The organism is Mesotoga prima MesG1.Ag.4.2 (genome assembly GCF_000147715.2).
Classification (GTDB): domain Bacteria; phylum Thermotogota; class Thermotogae; order Petrotogales; family Kosmotogaceae; genus Mesotoga; species Mesotoga prima.
The window spans coordinates 2,147,868-2,165,873 of the sequence record NC_017934.1; the positions used below are offsets into that span (position 1 = coordinate 2,147,868).

An 18,006-nucleotide genomic window follows, 5' to 3' on the forward strand; every position below is an offset into this window, starting at 1 on the left:
TGAAAATAACGGTGTTCAACTGCGTTATGATATAATCTCAGAGCGGAGGTGAGTGATATGGAATTATACAGTAGTGAGAGTGAACCGCCACTTTGATTTGATTCGCCCGTTGAGACCTCCTTCTAAGTGACAAAAGAAAGATGAAGTACTTAAAAAGGGGGGACCGATGTGCGCGAGATTTTGATTTCCGAGAATGGAAGAATGAATACAATAGATTCACCAGTAGAAGGTTGCTGGATCAATGTTGTATCGCCAGATAGTGGAGACATCGCTTTTCTTAAGAGTTTAGAAATCGACGAGGATTTTGTGTACGATGCTTTAGATCAGGAAGAAAGGGCAAGATTCGAGCAGGATGAGGATTTAATCTACGTGATTACCAAACTGCCATATTTAGATACTGCAGACGAAACCGTTCCATACAAGACGACGACTCTCGGAATTGCAATGAAATCCGGTTATTTTGTCACGATAAGCAGTTCGGAAAACGCAATTGTATCGGACATAGTCGAAGGACGGGTTAAGGATATTTCCACAAAGAAACGAAACCGCTTTCTTCTTAGAATTTTTGACAGAGCAACTGTTTATTACCTGAGGTATCTCAAGGAAATCAGGAGACTGTCAAATGAGATCGAGTCCGAACTACACAGATCTACCAGGAATCAAGAGCTTGTGGCGATGTTGAATCTCGAAAAATCTTTAGTTTTCTTCACGACATCTCTTAGATCAAACGAGTTAATGTTTGAGAAGCTCAAGAGAGCAAACATACTGACGCTCTATGAAGAAGATGAAGAGCTATTTGAAGACATCTCTATCGAGAATAGACAGGCAATCGAGATGGCAAACATTTACAGCGACATTCTGACGGGAATGATGGATGCCTTTGCTTCTGTGATCTCCAATAATCTCAACGTAGTAATGAAGATATTAACGATAGTGACGCTCTCTCTTCAGATTCCGACGCTGGTAGCGTCGATCTATGGAATGAATGTTAAACTCCCCTTTATGGAGAGCAGTACGATTTTCTACTGGTCTATGGGTTTGTCGGGACTTGCTGCCTTCCTGGTTGGTTTTGTACTATTCAAGATAAGATGGTTCAAGTAGTAGAATGAAGTGATCCCAGGGAAAAAATCTGAACTAGTGAAGCCGCCAAAAGAACAGGGGGGATGAATATTACGGGAATAAAGACCCCCACAAATGCGTAAGAGAGCGCAATGCCTGTTGAAATAAGGAGTGTGACTCTCTTCTTGTTTTTGGTAAGTCTGAATATCTTATCGTAATAGTGGTCACGATCACCTGCAAAAGGCGATTTTTTTGCGAGAGATCTTCTCAGGAATCCAACGAAGAGATCGAGAAAAACCGGCCAGCAAATCGCCGCAATTCTGATGAAATTCTGAGTCCCCCAAGATTGAATGAGCAATATTCCGACAAAGGAACCTGCGATATACGATCCCTGATCTCCCATGAAAAGTCTTGCAGGTGGAAAGTTAAAAATTAGATATCCGGAGTAAACGCCCGCAATTGCGAGGGCTATCTCAGGAACGAATCCCGTGAAATACGCAAACACTGCAAATACGATAACATTTGCCGAAGAAATTCCATCAAGACCATCTACCATGTTGTAAGCATTAACCATGCCTGCAAAAACCACCGAGAGAACGATCGAATCTAATGTAGAAAACCCAAAGATGATGAAAGACACTGCAAATCCCACAAGAATCTCCAATATTAATCTGATTTTCGGGGAAACACCTCTTATGTCGTCAACAAAGCCCAGAGCCCACATTATCAGTATTGGCAGAAAGAACTCTGGATTCCGAAAAAACCAAGGAATCATGGCAAGAAATATCCCCGTTCCTCCCATGAAAGTAATTGGCCTTTCATGAGGTTTTAGAACACCAGAAGGCTTATCCACGAGCCCAAGCCTCATACCGATCTTTCCAAAAATGAAACACAGTAGTGCGGAAAGAATCATGGCATAGAGGTACGACATCATCCAGCGATCTCCACGGCTTTTTCAATAGTGTAAGAGACAAACTGCATCTCTTCTTCACTAAGATTGTTGAAGAAAGGAATTGCGACCGTTCTCTTGGCTAACCTTTCAGTTACCGGAAACATACCCTCTCTGTATCCGAAGTCTTGCATATAAAATGGCTGAAGATGTATAGGTCTGAAGTAATCCCGGCACTGGACTCCATTCTCTGTGAGATATCTCATGAAGCTTTCTCTATCTATCTTCTCGTCTAACTTTATAACATACACAAACCAGCCTATGCTCGTAGCATAATTTGCAATGAAAGGAGTTTCTATTCCACTGATGTTTGACAAAAGCCTTTCATAACGGTCAGCAACTCTCTGGCGTTTTTCAAGAATCTCATCAATTCTTTTCATTTGTTCCACGCCAAGTGCGGCTGACATTTCATCCATCCTGTAATTATAGCCAAGTCTTACATGTTCAAGCCAGTTTTCGGAGACTCCTCTTCCTTGATTTCTCATGCTCTTAGAAAGTTCCGCAATATTGCTGTCATCGGTAACAATCATTCCGCCTTCTCCAGTTGTAATCTGTTTGTTTGGATAAAACGCAAATGTGCCGGCAAGACCGAAACTCCCTGTCTTTCGTCCCATGAAAGAGCTCCCCAGTGCCTCACACGAGTCTTCAACGATTCTTATCCCGTGTTTGTTGCAGATCCCCTCGATTCTGTCCCACTCAAGTGGATGGCCAAAGATGTCTACTGCCATAAATATGTCCGGAACAAATGGGTCTAGTTTGATAGCACCTGTATCCAGACCATCTCTTGAGTAGTTGGCCAGGGCCTCTTCCAGAGTTTCCGGAGATACGTTAAATGTCGACTCTTCAATATCTGCGAATATCGGGATGGCTCCTTCGTATAAAGCAACATTTGCGGAGGACACAAAAGTGAAAGGGCTTGTGATAACTGTTTGACCCCTCTTCAGGTCCAGAGAACGAATCACCAGGTGAAGGGCGCTGGTTCCGCTGTTTACTGCGACGGCATGTTCAACACCGATATATTCCGCGAAGATTCTTTCAAACTCTGTAACCTTGGGGCCAATGGATAAAATGCCTCCCGTCATCAACTCCGTAACTGCCGAAATTTCTCTTTCTGTAATGTCAGGTCTTGAAAGGGGAACGAACATTATTTCACCTCCTGAGGAGATCTTGAAAATAAAGAGAGCAGAAGTCCTAACATAAATGACCAAAGTGCAGCGAGACCTATCTGGAAATCCTTTGGCAAAGCGAACGTAAGCGTGTGAGCTGGAATCCAGAACCAAATCAAAGAAATAAGCGCTTTGTCCAGGTTCTTCCAGTTGACTGTTTGAAGTACAAAATTGTCGAGCAGCCTATGAAAAAGTACAAGAAATACACCAAATTGAAGATTCATCGAAAGTGAGCGTGCAAAGGCATTGAGCAAGAGGTTCTCGACGAAAAAGCTCGGTAGAACTCCATTGATTACAAGAGCAGAAACGAAGCCCTGGTAACCAATGAATGCGATCTTTATGAAGATAGCTAGGAAAGCCCATTCCAGGGCCTTCATGAAAGCAATCCTTGGCGGAAACGGTGTCTTGAAGCGGGCAATCTTCGCACTGACAAAATCGCCAAGAGTTCCAAGAATAGAGAACTGAATGATTGCTGATAAGAAAGGGAAATCTCTAACGAAATCGACATACCAGTTCACTTTGAATCACATCCATCATCTATTCTGGCAGTTGAATCATCGACTATTTCAGAAGTTATTCTGTTCAATTCCTCAAAGTCGCTCTCTTCAACTGCGGTCCTCAGTCTGGAAACTGTCTTAAGCAGAGCCTCTTCATCCATCGCTTCATTCATCTTGAGACGGAAGATCTTTGGATGTTTAGTCTGAATTAATTCTTCATTTGTGAGGACTAATTCTTCGAAGAGCTTCTCGCCCGGTCTGACACCTGTGTACTTTATTTCAATTTCCTGATGGGGAATATATCCGGCAAGGGTAATCATCTCGTTTGCGAGGGATGAGATTTTGACAGGCTCCCCCATGTCAAGCACAAAGACGTCTCCATCTCCGGAAAATGCCCCCGCTTGAAGAACTAACGTCACCGCTTCTGGAATTGTCATGAAGTATCTTGTCATTCTGGGATCTGTAACTGTAACGGGCCCACCGGACTGGATCTGTTTCTTGAAAAGAGGTATCACACTTCCACGGCTTCCAAGAACGTTCCCAAACCTGACAATTCCAAATTTCGTATTGCTTCTCGATGAAATGGATCTCACGAATTCCTCTGCGATTCTCTTTGAAACACCCATGACAGAACTTGGCCTTACTGCCTTGTCTGTCGAAATAACGACCATTGTTTCGACTCCAAATTCATCGGCCAGACTTGCAATATTGTAAGTGCCAAGTGAGTTGACTCTAAATGCTTCTGTTGGGTTCTCTTCCATTATGGGAACGTGCTTGTGGGCAGCGGCATGGAAGACGACCTGTGGCCTCATCTTATTGAAAATGTATCTCATTCTCGACCGATCGGCCACGTCGCCAATTAGTTGACTGACCTTGAGATCAGGAAACAGAGAGCCAATCTCCTGGCTGATTTCATAGATGCTGTTTTCCCCCTTTCCGGCGAGCAAGAGCCTGCCGGGTCCAAGAGGGGCTATCTGACGGCACAACTCACTCCCAATGCTTCCTCCAGCACCGGTTATGAGCACAGTTCTTCCAACAACATAATCCTTGAGTGAGTTCAGATCTATCTGAACGCTTTCTCTTCCAAGCAGGTCTTCGATGTTTATCTCTCTCAGATATCCAAGTTTCGCCTTTCCGTCCATTATCTCCGTAATGCTTGGAAGAGTCTGAGCCTTGACCTTACTTACATCGATCTTCGAAAAGATTCTTCTCAATGTGCTTGCATCGGCAGAGGGGATTGCAATGATTACCTTTCGGACTCCCATTTTCTCTACGAGCGGCATAATCTCATCAGTATTCCCCAAAACGGGAATTCCACGAATTCGTTTTCGAAGCTTTTTCGGAGAGTCATCTATAAAACCCACTACCAATCCATTTTCAGGATGGCGCGACAGTTCCTCCGCAATTGAGGTACCGGCATCTCCTGCCCCTACTATGAAGACCCTTTCTTCGGAAGAGACAATCGGATGATTTCTACTCAAGATACTGAGCCAAAAAAACCTCGACCATATTAAGAGAAAAACGGAGATAATCGCTGCCATCGTCGAGACTGTGAAAGGCACCGTGAGAAATCTTATTTCAAAGAGGTTGAGAAATCGACCTGCAAGAAATCCGATTGCATAGCCAACGATAACAGCTCGGAGTATTATGAAATAATCTCTGAAGTAACTGTAACTCCAGGCGATTCTATATACACCGTTTAGTATAAGAGAAACGACAATGAAAGCGCTGAAATAAATTCCATTAACGAAAAACTCCGGTTCATCCAGAGTGAAAATACCGTATCTGAAGTACATACCTAGTATGTATGCAAAATATACTATCAATGAATCAACTACTAGAAGCAAAAGATTTCTCTTGAAGCCGGAAAGATCACTGAGTTTTGTCAAACTCTTCACCTCATGGAGATTCTAGCACAATAGACTCGAAGTAAAAATTGGCCTCCATCTTTCTTTAGCACTGGATTCAGTTAACCTGGAACCTTTCGTCTTTGCGCGCAACACGGATAGCTGCTTCTGCCGACTTTTCCTTGTCTTTTATCTCAAGCATGATGTCGAAATTGAAGGGGAGACTTTTTTCTAGAAAAGAAGTGAAATTGTGTAGATCGATGCTATCTGTATGTCTTCCCTTTCTCGCGCCTTCTTGTTGAGTGCTGTAATCAACAATTGGAATTCCATCTTCATCTGACCACGTTGATCCGGATAAACTAAGGGAATCAGCAAATGAAATTCCATCTGAAAGAATTGAATGATGAAATACATCAAGGAGAATCGGAATACCTGTCTCATAATTAATTGCCATACAGTCCGAAAGCGAGTACAATCTTTCGTCGTTTTCGATTACGAGTCGCTCCTTTATAGCTTCAGGAACTGCGTTATACTTGTCTATGAATCTCCTGGAGGCTTCCTTCTTATCTCCGTAAACTCCGCCAACGTGAATCTGGATTTTTGCGCTGCCGTCTAGCTTCATGAGATTGAGGACTTTTGCGTGGTAAAGTAGTTCAGCATTGCTGTTGCTTACAACATCAGGTCTGGGAGAATTGAGCAGGACGAATTGATCGGGATGCATCGATACTCTCATATTGTAATTTTTTATCCTATCGCCTATGCTCTCGAATCTACTTCGAAAAATATTTTCCCACTTTGCTTTGCACACTGGGTGAGAAGCAAATGGAATTAGGTCCGATGAAATCCTAAAGAAGAGAATGTCCTTTTTTCTGTTGTATTCTAGTATCTCTTCAAGGCAATCAAGATTGGCAGAGACAGTCTTAATCAGTCTCTCTTCGCTGTATGATGCCAGTCTGAAAGTTTTCGCAGAGGTGCAGCTGAGAGTTGTGTTTATGCAAGGATACCCTATCTTCATGCATAACCTCCTAATAATAGTATTTTAGCGGAGTTTCGGGCGAAGAATGTATAATTGATTCGATACTGATTGAGAGGTGAGGTATTTGAGAGTTAAGAAGCAACAGTCTTTCCCCATCACCAGAGTTGTCCTTGTTGCCTTTCTTGTGATTTCAGTTCTGCTTTTAGTGATTCTTATTTTCCATCTTTTCAGGGTGAAAAGCCTTGAGGGCAGGGTAGCAAACCTTGAAAAGCATCAGGCCGCTCTTGAGATGGAGATTAGTGCGGTAACCGGTGTTCAGCGAACAATGAGTATCAATCTCTATTATTATAACGAGCTTCTCGATAGACTGATGAATGACGAAGTCATCTGTGATACAGGAGCTGTAATACCTGTCCAGAGAACGATTCCATATTCTCAGTCACCAATTAACGATGCGCTGCGTTTGTTGTTAAGGGGAGAGCTTACTAAGGCCGAAGAAGACCTGGGTTTCAAGACAGAATTCCCCGGCAGAGAACTGCAATTTCTTGGAGCCAGACTTGAGAACGGAGTTTTGTTCTTGAAGTTTTCAGATCCTGCCGGGTTTACTTCGGGCGGGTCTTGCAGGGTAAATCTCCTTAAAGCTCAGATAGAAAAGACAGCTCTTCAATTCGACTCGGTGAGCAGCGTTGAATTCGAGCCAATCGATCTCTTTCAACCCTGATCTTACATTTGATCTTTGAATAGTAATTTACACTGTTGCAATTTGCAGAGTAGTTGACTTTAACAAAATCTCGTGGTAGAATATTAACTAAGACGTCCGAACGAAATGGGCGTTTTTCTTTTTACCTTACACGATTACTAATCTTGAGCTTCTTTTTTCAGAGGAAAACTAACAACACCAGAGCGGCAGATATTGCTCCTATGATACCCAGCCCGTACAATTCCCACTTGGCCAGTCCCTTTAAATAGTGAAATGATCTGATCTCTCTTATCCATCGTGGTACCGCAATTATCTGGGAAGCGGTAAATTTTTCCTTCTTTCCAAACGTTATCCATGCTCTTCCTGGATCTTCAGCCTTCACTTTGATAGAATAGATCCCTTTCTTAGCTAGTGTCGAGTCATGCCTTACGTATAGGTATGAATAGGTATCACCGAAGAACTCATACATTATTTCGGGTTCTATACTTTCAAGAACGAAATCTTCGACGATTTCTCCATCAGGATCATATACTGTGACTTCTGGACGAAAGTCCATTGTGGAATCCATGCCTTCAATTTCCTTTGGTACTCCAAAAAGCATGTGGAAGTGCTGACCGACAAAACCTTCGAATACGAATGTGATTTTCTCTGCTGCGGAGAAGACATAATAAAAGATCTGTGACAGATCTATGTCCCTTACAAGGAATGCACCTTTAGCAAAGTCATCGGATGTTAGGAAGGCCGGTACATGGGCGAATGCTGAAACTGCAAAAATAACCAACAAAGAAAGCAGGACGAATTTTTTCTTCATGGAATGCCTCCTTTGTAGTAATCTATTTAAATAAGTCTATCAGTATTCAAGGCATTTTCTCTCATGCTGAAACTATATGGACAGAAAAACAGATTTGCTCCAGTTCAAAATGATCGGTTTTCGATAGCTATCGAATAATCGCAGCATTTTTATCCTTTTAAGGGCTGACGAAAAGATTGTTTTGGCGATTTCATAAACTGATAACAGCGAGAGGAAAAAAGATCTTTCAGAGTGATCTCCGTTTTCAGCTTTTGTTACGTTAACCTTTCAAAAGAGAGTATTTCAATAGAGCACTCCCTCTCGTACGATCTCAAGGCTCTCTTTTCTGTCTCGATTTCTCCCACCTGATTGTCATATGGATCAGATCTGAAAAATCTCTTAGCCGGCAACAGGGGTGCCATAAATTCTGAATTCGAGATCATTCTGTACGCATCTAGATTCCCGAAGTAGAACTCTCTATAAGCAGGGATATCCTTCCTCGATCCTCCGAAGGAACAGTCGGCTGGAACCCACCCGAAAGGTTCGAGCCAGAACAAAGCCCAGTCGTGGGGGCTCGCACCTTTTGGAGATGCGAACCATCCTGATTGCCATCTAGCGGGTATTCCCTTTATTCTGCAAAGTGTTATAAACAGCAGAGCTTTTACACCACAATCCCCCCTGAGATTGGTAGCGGCAAATTCCGAAAGATTTGGATAAAGGGCATATTCACTCATGAATGTATATTTGACATGCTCGCATATCCAGTCATAGAAACTCTTAGCGATGTAGTAGGGATTGGTCTCCTTGCCAGAGATCTCATCGGCTAGAGATCTCATAAATGGTGAAAATACGATATGGGGCGCTCGTTCAATCAAATAGCTTTCAAATCTCTTTTCATCGGGATGTGTGCATCTGGAAGGATCGAGGGAAGTCGATATTTCGGAGATTTCGTACTCAAATTCGACACTGAAAACGGTATCTTTTTTTGCATCTGACTCCATGTATACGGTGCGTTGGGAGTAATCTGCCGGAGACAGGAAATAATCGTGACTTGTGTTGAGGATCTTCGTTGAGGAAACTTGTTCTCCATTTCTGGATACTGGCAACCAACAGCGGAAAACATTTTCCTCAGAGCTTTGAACATTGATTGACGATCTAGCATTCACTTTGAATTTTGAGGGTTCTCTAGTGCTGATAAGCCTGTCTATTTCTCTGTGGAGGAGCGCCCTTATTTCGTCTCGTTCGTTATCTTTTTGCTTCAGTCGACTACCATATTCCGGCATAACGAATAGAAGATTCTTATCGAATCTTCTTTCGAATCTTTCCTCACCGTCGAGAGTCATTGAGTCTAGTTGCTTCGCTTCACATAAACCTTCAAATTCCTCTCTGGTGAAGTTGTCTATAGAATTCGATAGAATCTCAAATGCCTGTGAATTAGTGTATGGATAATTGTCCTTCAGTCTGAGAATTCTTTCCTTTTCCCATAACAGTCTTCTTGTCATAATAGAAGGAAGATAGCTTTCAAGCTCACTATCGATTTCTTTTATAGCCCCTTTGTAGTCTCCATTGCTCTCAAGCAAGCCGATCTTCTCAGGAAGTTGAGCCGCTAAAAAATCCATTGCCTTCACCCCTTATCTTCATAATCAAAGATCTCAAAATGATTATATCAGCAAGAAGGACTACGAAAAAAAAAGGCGGCCTCCGCCTGGAAGCCGCTATTCTCTTAAGATATAAGGGGTGGAATTTTCTCCACTGCTAGAATATTTGCAAATCCATGCCATGAATCTTTCTTCAGAAGATAATCTGACAACACCAGAAGAGAAAAAGACTTCGATACGCTTGGAGTAGATTGTACCTGCAATTTTCCGAGAGTCTAATTTCTAATGGGTACAGCACGTCATTCTGCAAGCAAAGAAGACAGGGCTGAGAATTCTAAGTGCTTAGAGTAATTTGTCCTATAATTAAGATGAGTGAAACGGGGCTCCTTTCTTGATCCTGATGGGGCGTTCTTGACATCCGAAAAAGGTGGAGGTGAAATAATGGCCGAGATTTCTCTGGGCAAGAACGTACCGGACTTTTCATTACTTGATCAAAACGGCAATGAGATATCGTTGTCCCACTTTTCCGGGAAGAAGATTGTGCTCTATTTTTACCCAAAAGATAACACTTCCGGTTGTACGCTCGAAGCAGAAGGCTTTAGAGATTTGGCGAGCGAGTTCGAGGCTTTAAATACAGTCATAATTGGTGTTAGCAAAGATAGTCTGAAATCCCATCAGAGCTTCTCGTTGAAGCTTGATTTGAATTTTTCTATTCTGAGTGATGAGAATGGAAGGATTCACGAGATGTTCGACGTGATCAAACCGAAAAAGATGTACGGTCGTGAATATATGGGAACAGAAAGATCGACTTTTGTAATTAATGAAAACAGAATTCTCGCAAAAGAATATCGAAACGTTAAAGCAAAGGGTCATGCCGTAGAAGTGTTGGAGTTCATCAGGAGTTTAGAGTGATCTAGACAATGAGGTTGTAACAGGTTTTTGCCTGGACTTTCTCAAATCCATCTTCAAGATAAAGAGAAAGGGTGATCTCGTTTCATGTATTCTCCGAGAGGACACTTCCAAGGCCCAATTCATAAGAAAGAGCCAATGTTTTTCTTAACAAGAGCTTTCTAAAATCCTGCCCTTAAAAGCCTGGCAGTAACGCCAGAGGACCTATTTCAAGGAGTCTTTCACTATTGATTTCCGAAAAGAAGAGGCCTACTGGTTCATTTTCTTTATATAGCAGTTGAATCCCTGAATCTGGAACTGTGCTAATTGACAGATTGCTTTTTAACCAGTTCGGGTCAATGTCGAAATGGCCCGCTAGTTTGGCGAAAGCAGAGTTGATTATTTTGCAGAAAGTCTCTCCGTGTTTCTCCAAGTCAAATGTGGTGAAATCGATTTCCTCGGGGGTTTCTAGAGAGCTGCTAATTAGCCTTCTCTTAAGGACGAAGGAATATCCCTCAACTTTGAAACCGATTTCCTTTAGAATGGATTCGACTGGTTTTCCTAATGAAACAAAGAGATAGACCTCGTCTATTCCAGAGATTTTACTTAGTAATGGCGTAAGTAGTGATCTATAGGCGTCCGTCATCGATGATTTGGAATGAAGAATCATGAATCTTCCCCTTCTTAAACTCCTATATCTTCCCTCAAGAATTAGAGAGGCAGCTCCAATAACTTCATCATTTCTATCCAAGAGAATTACTGAAGGATGATCTTCAGCGGCGACAAATGTCTCCGATAGCAAAAAAAAAGAATCGCCATGCTCCGGATGAATTTCCTGCAGTAATCGATAAAAGCCTCTTTCGATGATTCATCTGTTAACTTGACCATTTGAGCCTCCACAATTTGAATTCACAGAGTACTCTATTACAAGTGAGGAGAGGCGAGAAATTAAAAGAGCGACTGCCAAATTCTTCTGGAAGAAAGAGAGATTCGTTGTTGCTTATGAGAAATGGATCTCATATGTCTTATGTTGGAAGTTTTCGGCGAAAGTATTTCTCTATTAAAGGGCAGGCAAAACAATGAGTGTATAATTACATTACTCAGACAAGAAGTAACTTGAGGTGGTGATTTAATGGGTTTTGCAGTAAGGAGAAGCAGAAGGCCCAAAATAGGACTCATAAGAAACAACTTCATAAGAGCATCGGTTTTACTCGGAATAGTATCTCCCGTATCGATTTATGGAATCACGAGATTCTTTGGAGCAAGAGAAAGACTTGAAGGGTTTGGGTGGCTCCTGATAATGTTGATAGCGGTTTGGATATTGGTAGCAGTGATCTGGGTTCTTTCACTAAGAGTCTATTTTGAGGCTCGTAAACAGATTGTCAGGAGCAGGAGAGGTTTTAGAACTGGAAATCTCAAACCAACCAGAATGATTCTCAACAGATCTCAGGTAAGTTCCATAAGAACGAAGTCAACCTAGTTTACGCTTGCTCATGAACCATTCATAAAGTTCCGGATCCGAGTAAGTCTCTGTCCATGAATCATGGCCTGCATCGGGATAGATCTTTAGCATTGCGTTTCCTCCGGCTTCCTTCAAAGTTTTCACAAGAATTCTGCTCTCTTCAACAGAGACAATATTGTCTTTTTCACCGTGAAAGGCCCAAACCGGCAAATCCTTGATATCGATCACTCTTTCCGGGAATCCCAAAATCCCTAATCCTCCGCCACAAATTGGAGCTATGGCGGAAAATAAATCTGGGTACTCAACTGCCATATGCCAGGTTCCGAAACCTCCCATAGAAAGGCCTGTGAGATAGATTGCTGAGTGATCGACTCTGTACTGCTTAATGATCGATTCTAGGAGAAATCTGAGGTCCTGAAGTCTGTTCAGCCACCAATCATTTTCCGGACATTGTGGCGAGACGGTTATGAAAGGAAAATCGCTCATTTCGCTAACCACTCGTGGAATTCCGTGCTTCTTCAGTAGCTCCAAATTGTCTCCCCTCTCACCCGCTCCATGAAGAAATAGAATAAGCGGCCATTCAGTATCTTCTTCGTTGTATTGTAAGGGGAGTGAGAGAAGGTAGTCCAGCTTCCTTTTGAGTGAATAAGCGATGGTTGATTTATGAAGCTCCATTTTTGGCACCTCCTTATCAGACTTCAACCTACAGCATATCATTATCGACAGAGAATTCTCTGCATAAACAATAGTCGTGAGTCTTCTTGAAGAAATCAGTCCATTCTCCCAAATAAGAGGATATGTATCATTCTTGCCACAGTGATCGTTGTTAACTTATCTTAGAAAAAGCTTGCAGACAGTAGGAGAGTTACTCTGGCCAGTCCGGATTAATGAATAGGGTCAAGCTCGTAAATTCTGGTGAAGTGGCTCTGTCAATACAGCACCAGATCCTAGTGGAATAGTTTGGAAATGCGTAATGAATCTTAATTAAATCTACTCAATACAATGCACGTTCGACGAGAAAAGTCACTATAATCTTCTTCTTAAAAATCTTCAAAAATCAGAGAGCCTTTCTTTTGGGAAAAGCTACCCACTCTGGCTTTCGCGATCTCATAGCTACTTGGAAATGAACACAGATTTGCCAGCTAGAATCGTTTCTTCGACCTCCAGTTCTTTGCTAAGCAACACAATATCGGCAATCATGCCCTCTTTGAATCTTCCCCTGTTGGAGATGCCAAGATTCTTAAGAGCGTTGTAGGAAGATACTTTCGCCAGTTCTTGAAAATTGCAGCCAGTCCACCTCTTGAAATTTCTTATTGCTTTGTCCATTGTCAGAGTACTTCCGGCTAGAGTCCCGTCTTCAAGTGTTGCAACATTGTCTTTTACTTCTACCCTTAGACCACCGAGATCGTAAATCCCATTATCCAAACCCGTTGCATCAAGAGAATCGGTAACAAGAATTATCGCTTCGCTTCCACGGATTTTGTAGACCATTTCTACGAATTCAGGCGTGGTATGAACTCCGTCGACAATCATTTCGAGATTCAAAGGAAGCAGGAATCCCGCTCCAACACAACCAATCTCTCTATGGTGAAGGGTGTTCATACCGTTGGGGAAGTGAGTCATCCTCCTGGCACCTAATTTATAAGCAGCCTTGATCTGGTTATAAGTGGCGTCTGTATGTCCGATCGAGACAGTGATTTCTCGCTTTATTATCTCGGGAAGGACCTCCAAAAATCCTCCAACCTCGGGGGCCATCGTAATTATCATAACTACATCTGAAAGCACAGAATTTATCTCTGATAGTGTTGGCTGCCTAATTGCTTCCGGATTTTGAGCACCTTTCTTCTTGGGGTTAATATATGGACCTTCGAAATGCACTCCGTGAACCACCGTTCTTGACCTGTCGGAAATGTATTTAGATACAAGATCTGCAACTCTCTTCATTCCTTCCTCGCTAGCAGATACTGTGGTTGGGAGAAGGTAAGTCACACCATGAGATTGAGCAAATTCCTCCCACTTTTCCAACCCTTCATGGTTCATTGTCATGCAATTTATTCCAAGGGCGCCATGCGAATGAGTATCAACGAAGCCGGGCATAGCTATCGATCTGAAATCTCCTCCGGTCTTCTTGATTGATTCGATTTTGCTTCCAGAAATCCTTACATCTGCTGTGTATTCACCATCTATTGGATCAACTACGAGAATTCTTTCCAGTTCCATTCAAGGTCATCTCCCTTCACAACTCAATTATTACACCTATTCTTCTTCAATACAATTTCTGTGTTGAGAAAGCTCGTCTGTCAAGAGGAGATGTGTTTTTTTGGCAAACATGAGATTGAGCATTTGGCCAAATAAAGGGGAGATCATGATCGCGGGTAGTAAGTAGGCGGTAGGAATAGGGACAAAACAGATTCGTCGAGGAGAACTGTTATTCAAGAGAGAGGATTTGTTCCTCGTTCTTGGTCAAAACGCGACGAGGTTCGAGGTTGGAGTGTGCCAAGAAGGCGAAGAAGTAAACTTCAAGCCATGCTTAATTGAAGATGAGGGAGGGCCCCACGAAGCCGCCATGCAGGTGGAGGCTTCAAACCGCCGTAAGCTGCTGTGGTAAAGAGCCATGGTAGTGAACGTTACGGGAAAAGGCGGGACAGTGATCCCGTCAGGTGAGTACCAGAGGAGACAAATATCTCTTGTCGATTTTGCACTGGATCTTATTCTCTGACTTTTTTCTTTTCAGCCTCCTGGCGCGTAAGCGCCAGCATCACTTCCCTGGATGTCCTTCCGGGCATCACTTCCTCGAGCCAGCGAGCCTCACTTCCTGCCGGAGGCAGCCTTGCGTCCCGGCACGATCTTTGCCGATATTGCGTCTTGCATTCTATAACTGATCTGCCATAGCAGAGAAACGGCCATCTCTTTCCACAGACTCTACAATAAAAACTGAAGACCCTTTGGAAAGTTATGGAACGGGTCTTCAGTTATTTGGTATCCAGTATTCCTTTGGATTCTATCAATTTGAACGCCTCTCCTTCTTTTCAGTTGTGGATAGAGCTCATGTATCTCTTCAGTGCATCTGTCTTTATCTTGTCAATGTATCTATCCACATCCGCTAAATTCTCTCTTCTCTTTCTCATGATCTCACCCCCTTCTCTTCGGAGTTAGAACCTGGGATTCATCATCAAGGAACTGAAAGCACTCTCTCTTACCTGTAAAACTATCCTGTCTACTTCCTTCATGTTTCTCTTCTTCATCTTCTTTCCTCCTCTTCTCCAATCAAAATCTCGGATTGATAAGTAAGTTACTGTAAACAGTCTCTCTTTCACTCTCGATCAATCTGTCTATCGCCTTGAAGTCTTTCTTCTCCCTGAATCTCATTCAAACCACTCCTCTCTTATCTGATGTTCATTACTCTTGATCTGATTGAATCTTCAATGATGTTTGAGTAAGTCTCCCTTTCTCTGTAATGAACCTTTCTTTCTCTTCCTCTCATCTTCCTCACCTCCTTCATAGGTAATGTGGGAAGGACTCTCCTGCGAGTTTCTCTTTGAACTTTCTGATTGCTCTTTCTATGGACGCTGGATCTTTCACTTTTCTCATTCTCACACCTCCTTTTTGTTAATCTCTGCTTCGACATTCATAATATATCACATAAAATAATAAAAAGTCAAGAGAGAAACTAAAACAATCTTAGATAAATATAATTATTATTGGAAAGCTAATAAGTATTTCTTCCAGAACAAGAAAAAAGTTCAATGTAATAGATCATGTAGAATTTTGAATGGGGATTTGTCAACTGATTAGATGGTTAAGAATCCAAAGATTCGAGGATTGTTGGAATAGTTATGATCCAGACTTTATAATTTCTAATTGGAACATGGAGAACTGAGATTGATTAAGGGCAGTAGGTAGAGTCTGCAAAAGCATGGACATCAAATGTATAATCAAGGAAAGACAGGGGGCACTTGCGGAATGGTTAAACGTGCTAAATGAATGCATAATTTGTGGTTCTGAAACGCGAGAGATCTATAATCGCACATTAAAGGTGAAATATCACCACTGCGGAAACTGTGAGTTCATCTCGAAGGATCCGGCCGATTGGATTTCAGAAGAAGAAGAGCTGAAGATCTATAATAGGCACAATAATAGCATCGAGGACCCGCGATACGTTGCGTTTTTCAAAGATTTCATCGATTCTGCAGTTGTGCCTTTCCTCTCAAAAGGAAGAAGAGGATTTGATTTTGGAAGTGGTCCATCGCCTGTGCTTGCAACTATACTTGAAAGGGATTACGGCTTCAAAATGGACATCTATGATCTTTACTTCTCGCCAAATGAGGTCTTTAAGGGGAAAAAATACAATCTAATCACCTCAACTGAGGTTTTCGAACACCTTGCGGAACCCGTAAAGTATTTTAGAATGCTTTCGGGCTATCTTGAGGATGATGGATTGCTTTCAGTCATGACTCTTTTTCATCCACAAGATCATCAGCAGTTTCTTGACTGGTACTACATGAGAGATATGAGTCATATATCCTTTTATACTGTCAGAACAATGCAAGTAATTTCCGATCTTGTCGGACTTGAGTTGTTATTCACTGATAGAAAGAGATACACTTCTTTCAAATTGAGAAAGAAGTGAGAAAGACACCTTAATGGTCAGAAATGGTCAGAAACAAAACAGGCCCTCTCGTGAAGAGCCTGTTTTCTATTTGGGAATTTCCGAACAGGGGTGGGGTCTAGCATGTCTCTGTTTGATCGAGTCGAGAAGGAGTTGATTCTTCAATTCATTTTAGTCAAAAATGTGGAATTGTCAATTAACCCAGCGTGACTATTGTTTAAGTCTATATGTACTTCTTTTCTTCCGATCAGAGTAAGTTACAACATTCTTAGCAAACTTGAAAATCACTCGGATTTCCTGGCTGTAATTAATCTCTTCATTGCCTCTTCAACTATGGCCCTTGGGCAGGCAAGATTCACCCTCATGAACCCTTCGCCTTCTTCACCGAATATCGAGCCGTCTTCAAAGCCAACCTTTGCCTTTTCGTACAGAAAGCTCCTGAGCTCTTCAACACTCATACCTGTATTTCTAAAATCGATCCATGCAAGATAGGTTCCCTCGAGATCAGCAACTCTCAGCTCCGGGAAATTGGTTTTCAAGAAATCTCTCATATACACGAAGTTCCCATTAATGTATTCGAGTAGTTGTTCGAGCCAACGTTCCCCATTGTTATAAGCCGTTTCAAGAGCGACTGTGCCAAAAACGTTAGACATACCGGCTCCAACTGTGCTCATCATACTCGAGTATTCTCCTAGAAGTTCACTGGATGACGAAATTACCGCTGCTGAAGAGAGGCCCGCGAGATTGAAAGTCTTACTTGGCGCAACGCATGTCAGTGTTATGGAAGAAACCTCGTCAGAAATCATTGCTGTAGGTATATGCTTGTTATTGCCAAAAACCAGATCCGAATGGATCTCGTCAGAGATTATCTTGATGTTTCTGTTCAAACAGATCTCTCCCAGCCTTGAGAGCTCATCTCTTCTCCAAACCCTTCCGACTGGATTGTGGGGACTGCAGAGAATGATAATCTTCGTTCTTGAATCAACTTTTCTTTCAAGGTCTTCGAAATCCATTGAGTACCTTCCGTCTGATTCCTTCAAAGGGTTCAGAATCATTTGTCGACCCGTTTCATTGATTGCTTTGAAGAAAGGATAATACACCGGTGTCTGCACAACCACCCTGTCTCCAGGATGAGAAAGCGCCATAATGGCAATGTGAACTGCCGCGACAACTCCAGGAGCGTGTGCGATCCACTCTTCCTTTATCTTCCAGCCATGTCTTCTATAAAGCCAATTCACGATAGACTCGTAGTAAGCTTTTGATCTTGCGGTATATCCGTAGATTCCATGCTTTGCTCTTGAGACTATTGCCTCGACAACTTCAGGGGGCGACTCAAAATCCATATCGGCTACCCACATCGGAAGCAGATCATTCCTTCCAAAAAAGAGATCTGCGTGATCCCACTTAATGCAATTTGTTCCTCTTCTCTCGATAACTCTGTCAAAGTCGTATTTCACAGCTTTCC

16 protein-coding genes are annotated in these 18,006 nt (G+C 42.3%); 5 read left to right on the forward strand and 11 right to left on the reverse strand.

Going from position 1 to position 18,006, the window contains the following annotated elements; genetic code table 11:
• Positions 1–168 precede the first annotated feature (168 nt).
• Entirely contained in the window at positions 169–1,101 is a 933-nt protein-coding gene (locus tag THEBA_RS10085; RefSeq protein ID WP_014731436.1) for a magnesium transporter CorA family protein, read from the forward strand.
• Here THEBA_RS10085 and THEBA_RS10090 read toward each other — a convergent pair.
• The 5 genes from THEBA_RS10090 to uvsE all read right to left on the reverse strand — a co-directional run bounded on the left by THEBA_RS10090 (position 1,094) and on the right by uvsE (position 6,533).
• Positions 1,094–1,993, reverse strand: a complete 900-nt coding sequence (locus THEBA_RS10090; RefSeq protein ID WP_014731437.1) for a glycosyltransferase family 4 protein — start codon at positions 1,991–1,993, stop codon at positions 1,094–1,096. The two genes, THEBA_RS10085 and THEBA_RS10090, sit on opposite strands and share 8 nt — an antisense overlap.
• On the reverse strand, positions 1,990–3,153 hold the full coding sequence (locus THEBA_RS10095) for a DegT/DnrJ/EryC1/StrS family aminotransferase (RefSeq protein WP_014731438.1): 1,164 nt from the start codon (positions 3,151–3,153) through the stop codon (positions 1,990–1,992). The genes THEBA_RS10090 and THEBA_RS10095 overlap by 4 nt, the downstream gene beginning before the upstream one ends.
• On the reverse strand, positions 3,153–3,692 hold the full coding sequence (locus THEBA_RS10100; RefSeq protein WP_014731439.1) for a hypothetical protein: 540 nt from the start codon (positions 3,690–3,692) through the stop codon (positions 3,153–3,155). Before THEBA_RS10100 ends, THEBA_RS10095 begins: the two co-directional genes overlap by 1 nt.
• A complete protein-coding gene (locus tag THEBA_RS10105) occupies positions 3,689–5,560 on the reverse strand; it encodes a nucleoside-diphosphate sugar epimerase/dehydratase (protein WP_006488033.1) in 1,872 nt (623 codons plus the stop codon). The genes THEBA_RS10100 and THEBA_RS10105 overlap by 4 nt, the downstream gene beginning before the upstream one ends.
• 76 nt (positions 5,561–5,636) lie before the next feature.
• Positions 5,637–6,533 (reverse strand): UV DNA damage repair endonuclease UvsE, encoded by an 897-nt coding sequence (gene uvsE / locus THEBA_RS10110; protein WP_014731440.1) that lies wholly within the window; start codon positions 6,531–6,533, stop codon positions 5,637–5,639.
• A 76-nt stretch (positions 6,534–6,609) separates the two neighbouring features.
• On the opposite strand from uvsE, the gene THEBA_RS10115 reads away from it, so the two are divergent.
• Complete coding sequence (locus THEBA_RS10115) at positions 6,610–7,215, forward strand: GerMN domain-containing protein (protein ID WP_236609146.1); 606 nt, start codon at positions 6,610–6,612, stop codon at positions 7,213–7,215.
• 157 nt (positions 7,216–7,372) lie between these two features.
• Here THEBA_RS10115 and THEBA_RS10120 read toward each other — a convergent pair whose 3' ends face one another.
• Positions 7,373–8,005 (reverse strand): hypothetical protein, encoded by a 633-nt coding sequence (locus THEBA_RS10120; protein ID WP_014731442.1) that lies wholly within the window; start codon positions 8,003–8,005, stop codon positions 7,373–7,375.
• Between the two features lie 254 nt (positions 8,006–8,259).
• Complete coding sequence (locus THEBA_RS10125) at positions 8,260–9,603, reverse strand: transglutaminase-like domain-containing protein (RefSeq protein WP_014731443.1); 1,344 nt, start codon at positions 9,601–9,603, stop codon at positions 8,260–8,262.
• A gap of 420 nt (positions 9,604–10,023) precedes the next feature.
• On the opposite strand from THEBA_RS10125, the gene THEBA_RS10130 reads away from it, so the two are divergent.
• Complete coding sequence (locus THEBA_RS10130) at positions 10,024–10,494, forward strand: peroxiredoxin (protein WP_014731444.1); 471 nt, start codon at positions 10,024–10,026, stop codon at positions 10,492–10,494.
• 172 nt (positions 10,495–10,666) lie between these two features.
• Here the strand turns inward: THEBA_RS10130 and THEBA_RS10135 are convergent, their stop codons facing one another.
• Positions 10,667–11,272 (reverse strand): hypothetical protein, encoded by a 606-nt coding sequence (locus THEBA_RS10135; RefSeq protein WP_041928208.1) that lies wholly within the window; start codon positions 11,270–11,272, stop codon positions 10,667–10,669.
• A gap of 330 nt (positions 11,273–11,602) precedes the next feature.
• Between THEBA_RS10135 and THEBA_RS10140 the strand changes: the two genes are divergently transcribed.
• Complete coding sequence (locus THEBA_RS10140; RefSeq protein ID WP_014731446.1) at positions 11,603–11,950, forward strand: hypothetical protein; 348 nt, start codon at positions 11,603–11,605, stop codon at positions 11,948–11,950.
• Here the strand turns inward: THEBA_RS10140 and THEBA_RS10145 are convergent.
• The gene (locus THEBA_RS10145; protein WP_014731447.1) at positions 11,942–12,607 is read right to left on the reverse strand and encodes a carboxylesterase family protein; all 666 of its coding nucleotides are present in this window, start codon (positions 12,605–12,607) and stop codon (positions 11,942–11,944) included. The genes THEBA_RS10140 and THEBA_RS10145 overlap by 9 nt on opposite strands.
• Positions 12,608–13,045: 438 nt before the next feature.
• The gene (nagA, locus tag THEBA_RS10150; protein ID WP_006488012.1) at positions 13,046–14,152 is read right to left on the reverse strand and encodes an N-acetylglucosamine-6-phosphate deacetylase; all 1,107 of its coding nucleotides are present in this window, start codon (positions 14,150–14,152) and stop codon (positions 13,046–13,048) included.
• Between the two features lie 1,696 nt (positions 14,153–15,848).
• Here nagA and THEBA_RS10155 point away from each other — a divergent pair.
• Positions 15,849–16,562 carry a class I SAM-dependent methyltransferase gene (locus tag THEBA_RS10155; protein WP_014731452.1) on the forward strand — a complete coding sequence of 238 codons (714 nt, stop codon included), beginning with the start codon at positions 15,849–15,851 and terminating at the stop codon, positions 16,560–16,562.
• A 263-nt stretch (positions 16,563–16,825) separates the two neighbouring features.
• Here THEBA_RS10155 and THEBA_RS10160 read toward each other — a convergent pair whose 3' ends face one another.
• Positions 16,826–17,998: a MalY/PatB family protein gene (locus THEBA_RS10160; protein ID WP_014731453.1), complete on the reverse strand. Its 1,173-nt coding sequence runs from the start codon at positions 17,996–17,998 to the stop codon at positions 16,826–16,828.
• Between the last annotated feature and the right edge of the window lie 8 nt (positions 17,999–18,006).

Excerpts from the sequence above, each read along its gene's own strand:
- THEBA_RS10090 (WP_014731437.1), bottom strand. The coding sequence starts at position 1,993 with ATGATGTCGTACCTCTATGCCATGATTCTTTCCGCACTACTGTGTTTC.
- THEBA_RS10095 (WP_014731438.1), bottom strand. The coding sequence starts at position 3,153 with ATGTTCGTTCCCCTTTCAAGACCTGACATTACAGAAAGAGAAATTTCG.
- uvsE (WP_014731440.1), bottom strand. The coding sequence starts at position 6,533 with ATGAAGATAGGGTATCCTTGCATAAACACAACTCTCAGCTGCACCTCT.
- THEBA_RS10120 (WP_014731442.1), bottom strand. The coding sequence starts at position 8,005 with ATGAAGAAAAAATTCGTCCTGCTTTCTTTGTTGGTTATTTTTGCAGTT.
- THEBA_RS10125 (WP_014731443.1), bottom strand. The coding sequence starts at position 9,603 with ATGGATTTTTTAGCGGCTCAACTTCCTGAGAAGATCGGCTTGCTTGAG.
- THEBA_RS10130 (WP_014731444.1), top strand. The coding sequence starts at position 10,024 with ATGGCCGAGATTTCTCTGGGCAAGAACGTACCGGACTTTTCATTACTT.
- THEBA_RS10140 (WP_014731446.1), top strand. The coding sequence starts at position 11,603 with ATGGGTTTTGCAGTAAGGAGAAGCAGAAGGCCCAAAATAGGACTCATA.
- THEBA_RS10145 (WP_014731447.1), bottom strand. The coding sequence starts at position 12,607 with ATGGAGCTTCATAAATCAACCATCGCTTATTCACTCAAAAGGAAGCTG.
- nagA (WP_006488012.1), bottom strand. The coding sequence starts at position 14,152 with ATGGAACTGGAAAGAATTCTCGTAGTTGATCCAATAGATGGTGAATAC.
- THEBA_RS10155 (WP_014731452.1), top strand. The coding sequence starts at position 15,849 with ATGGACATCAAATGTATAATCAAGGAAAGACAGGGGGCACTTGCGGAA.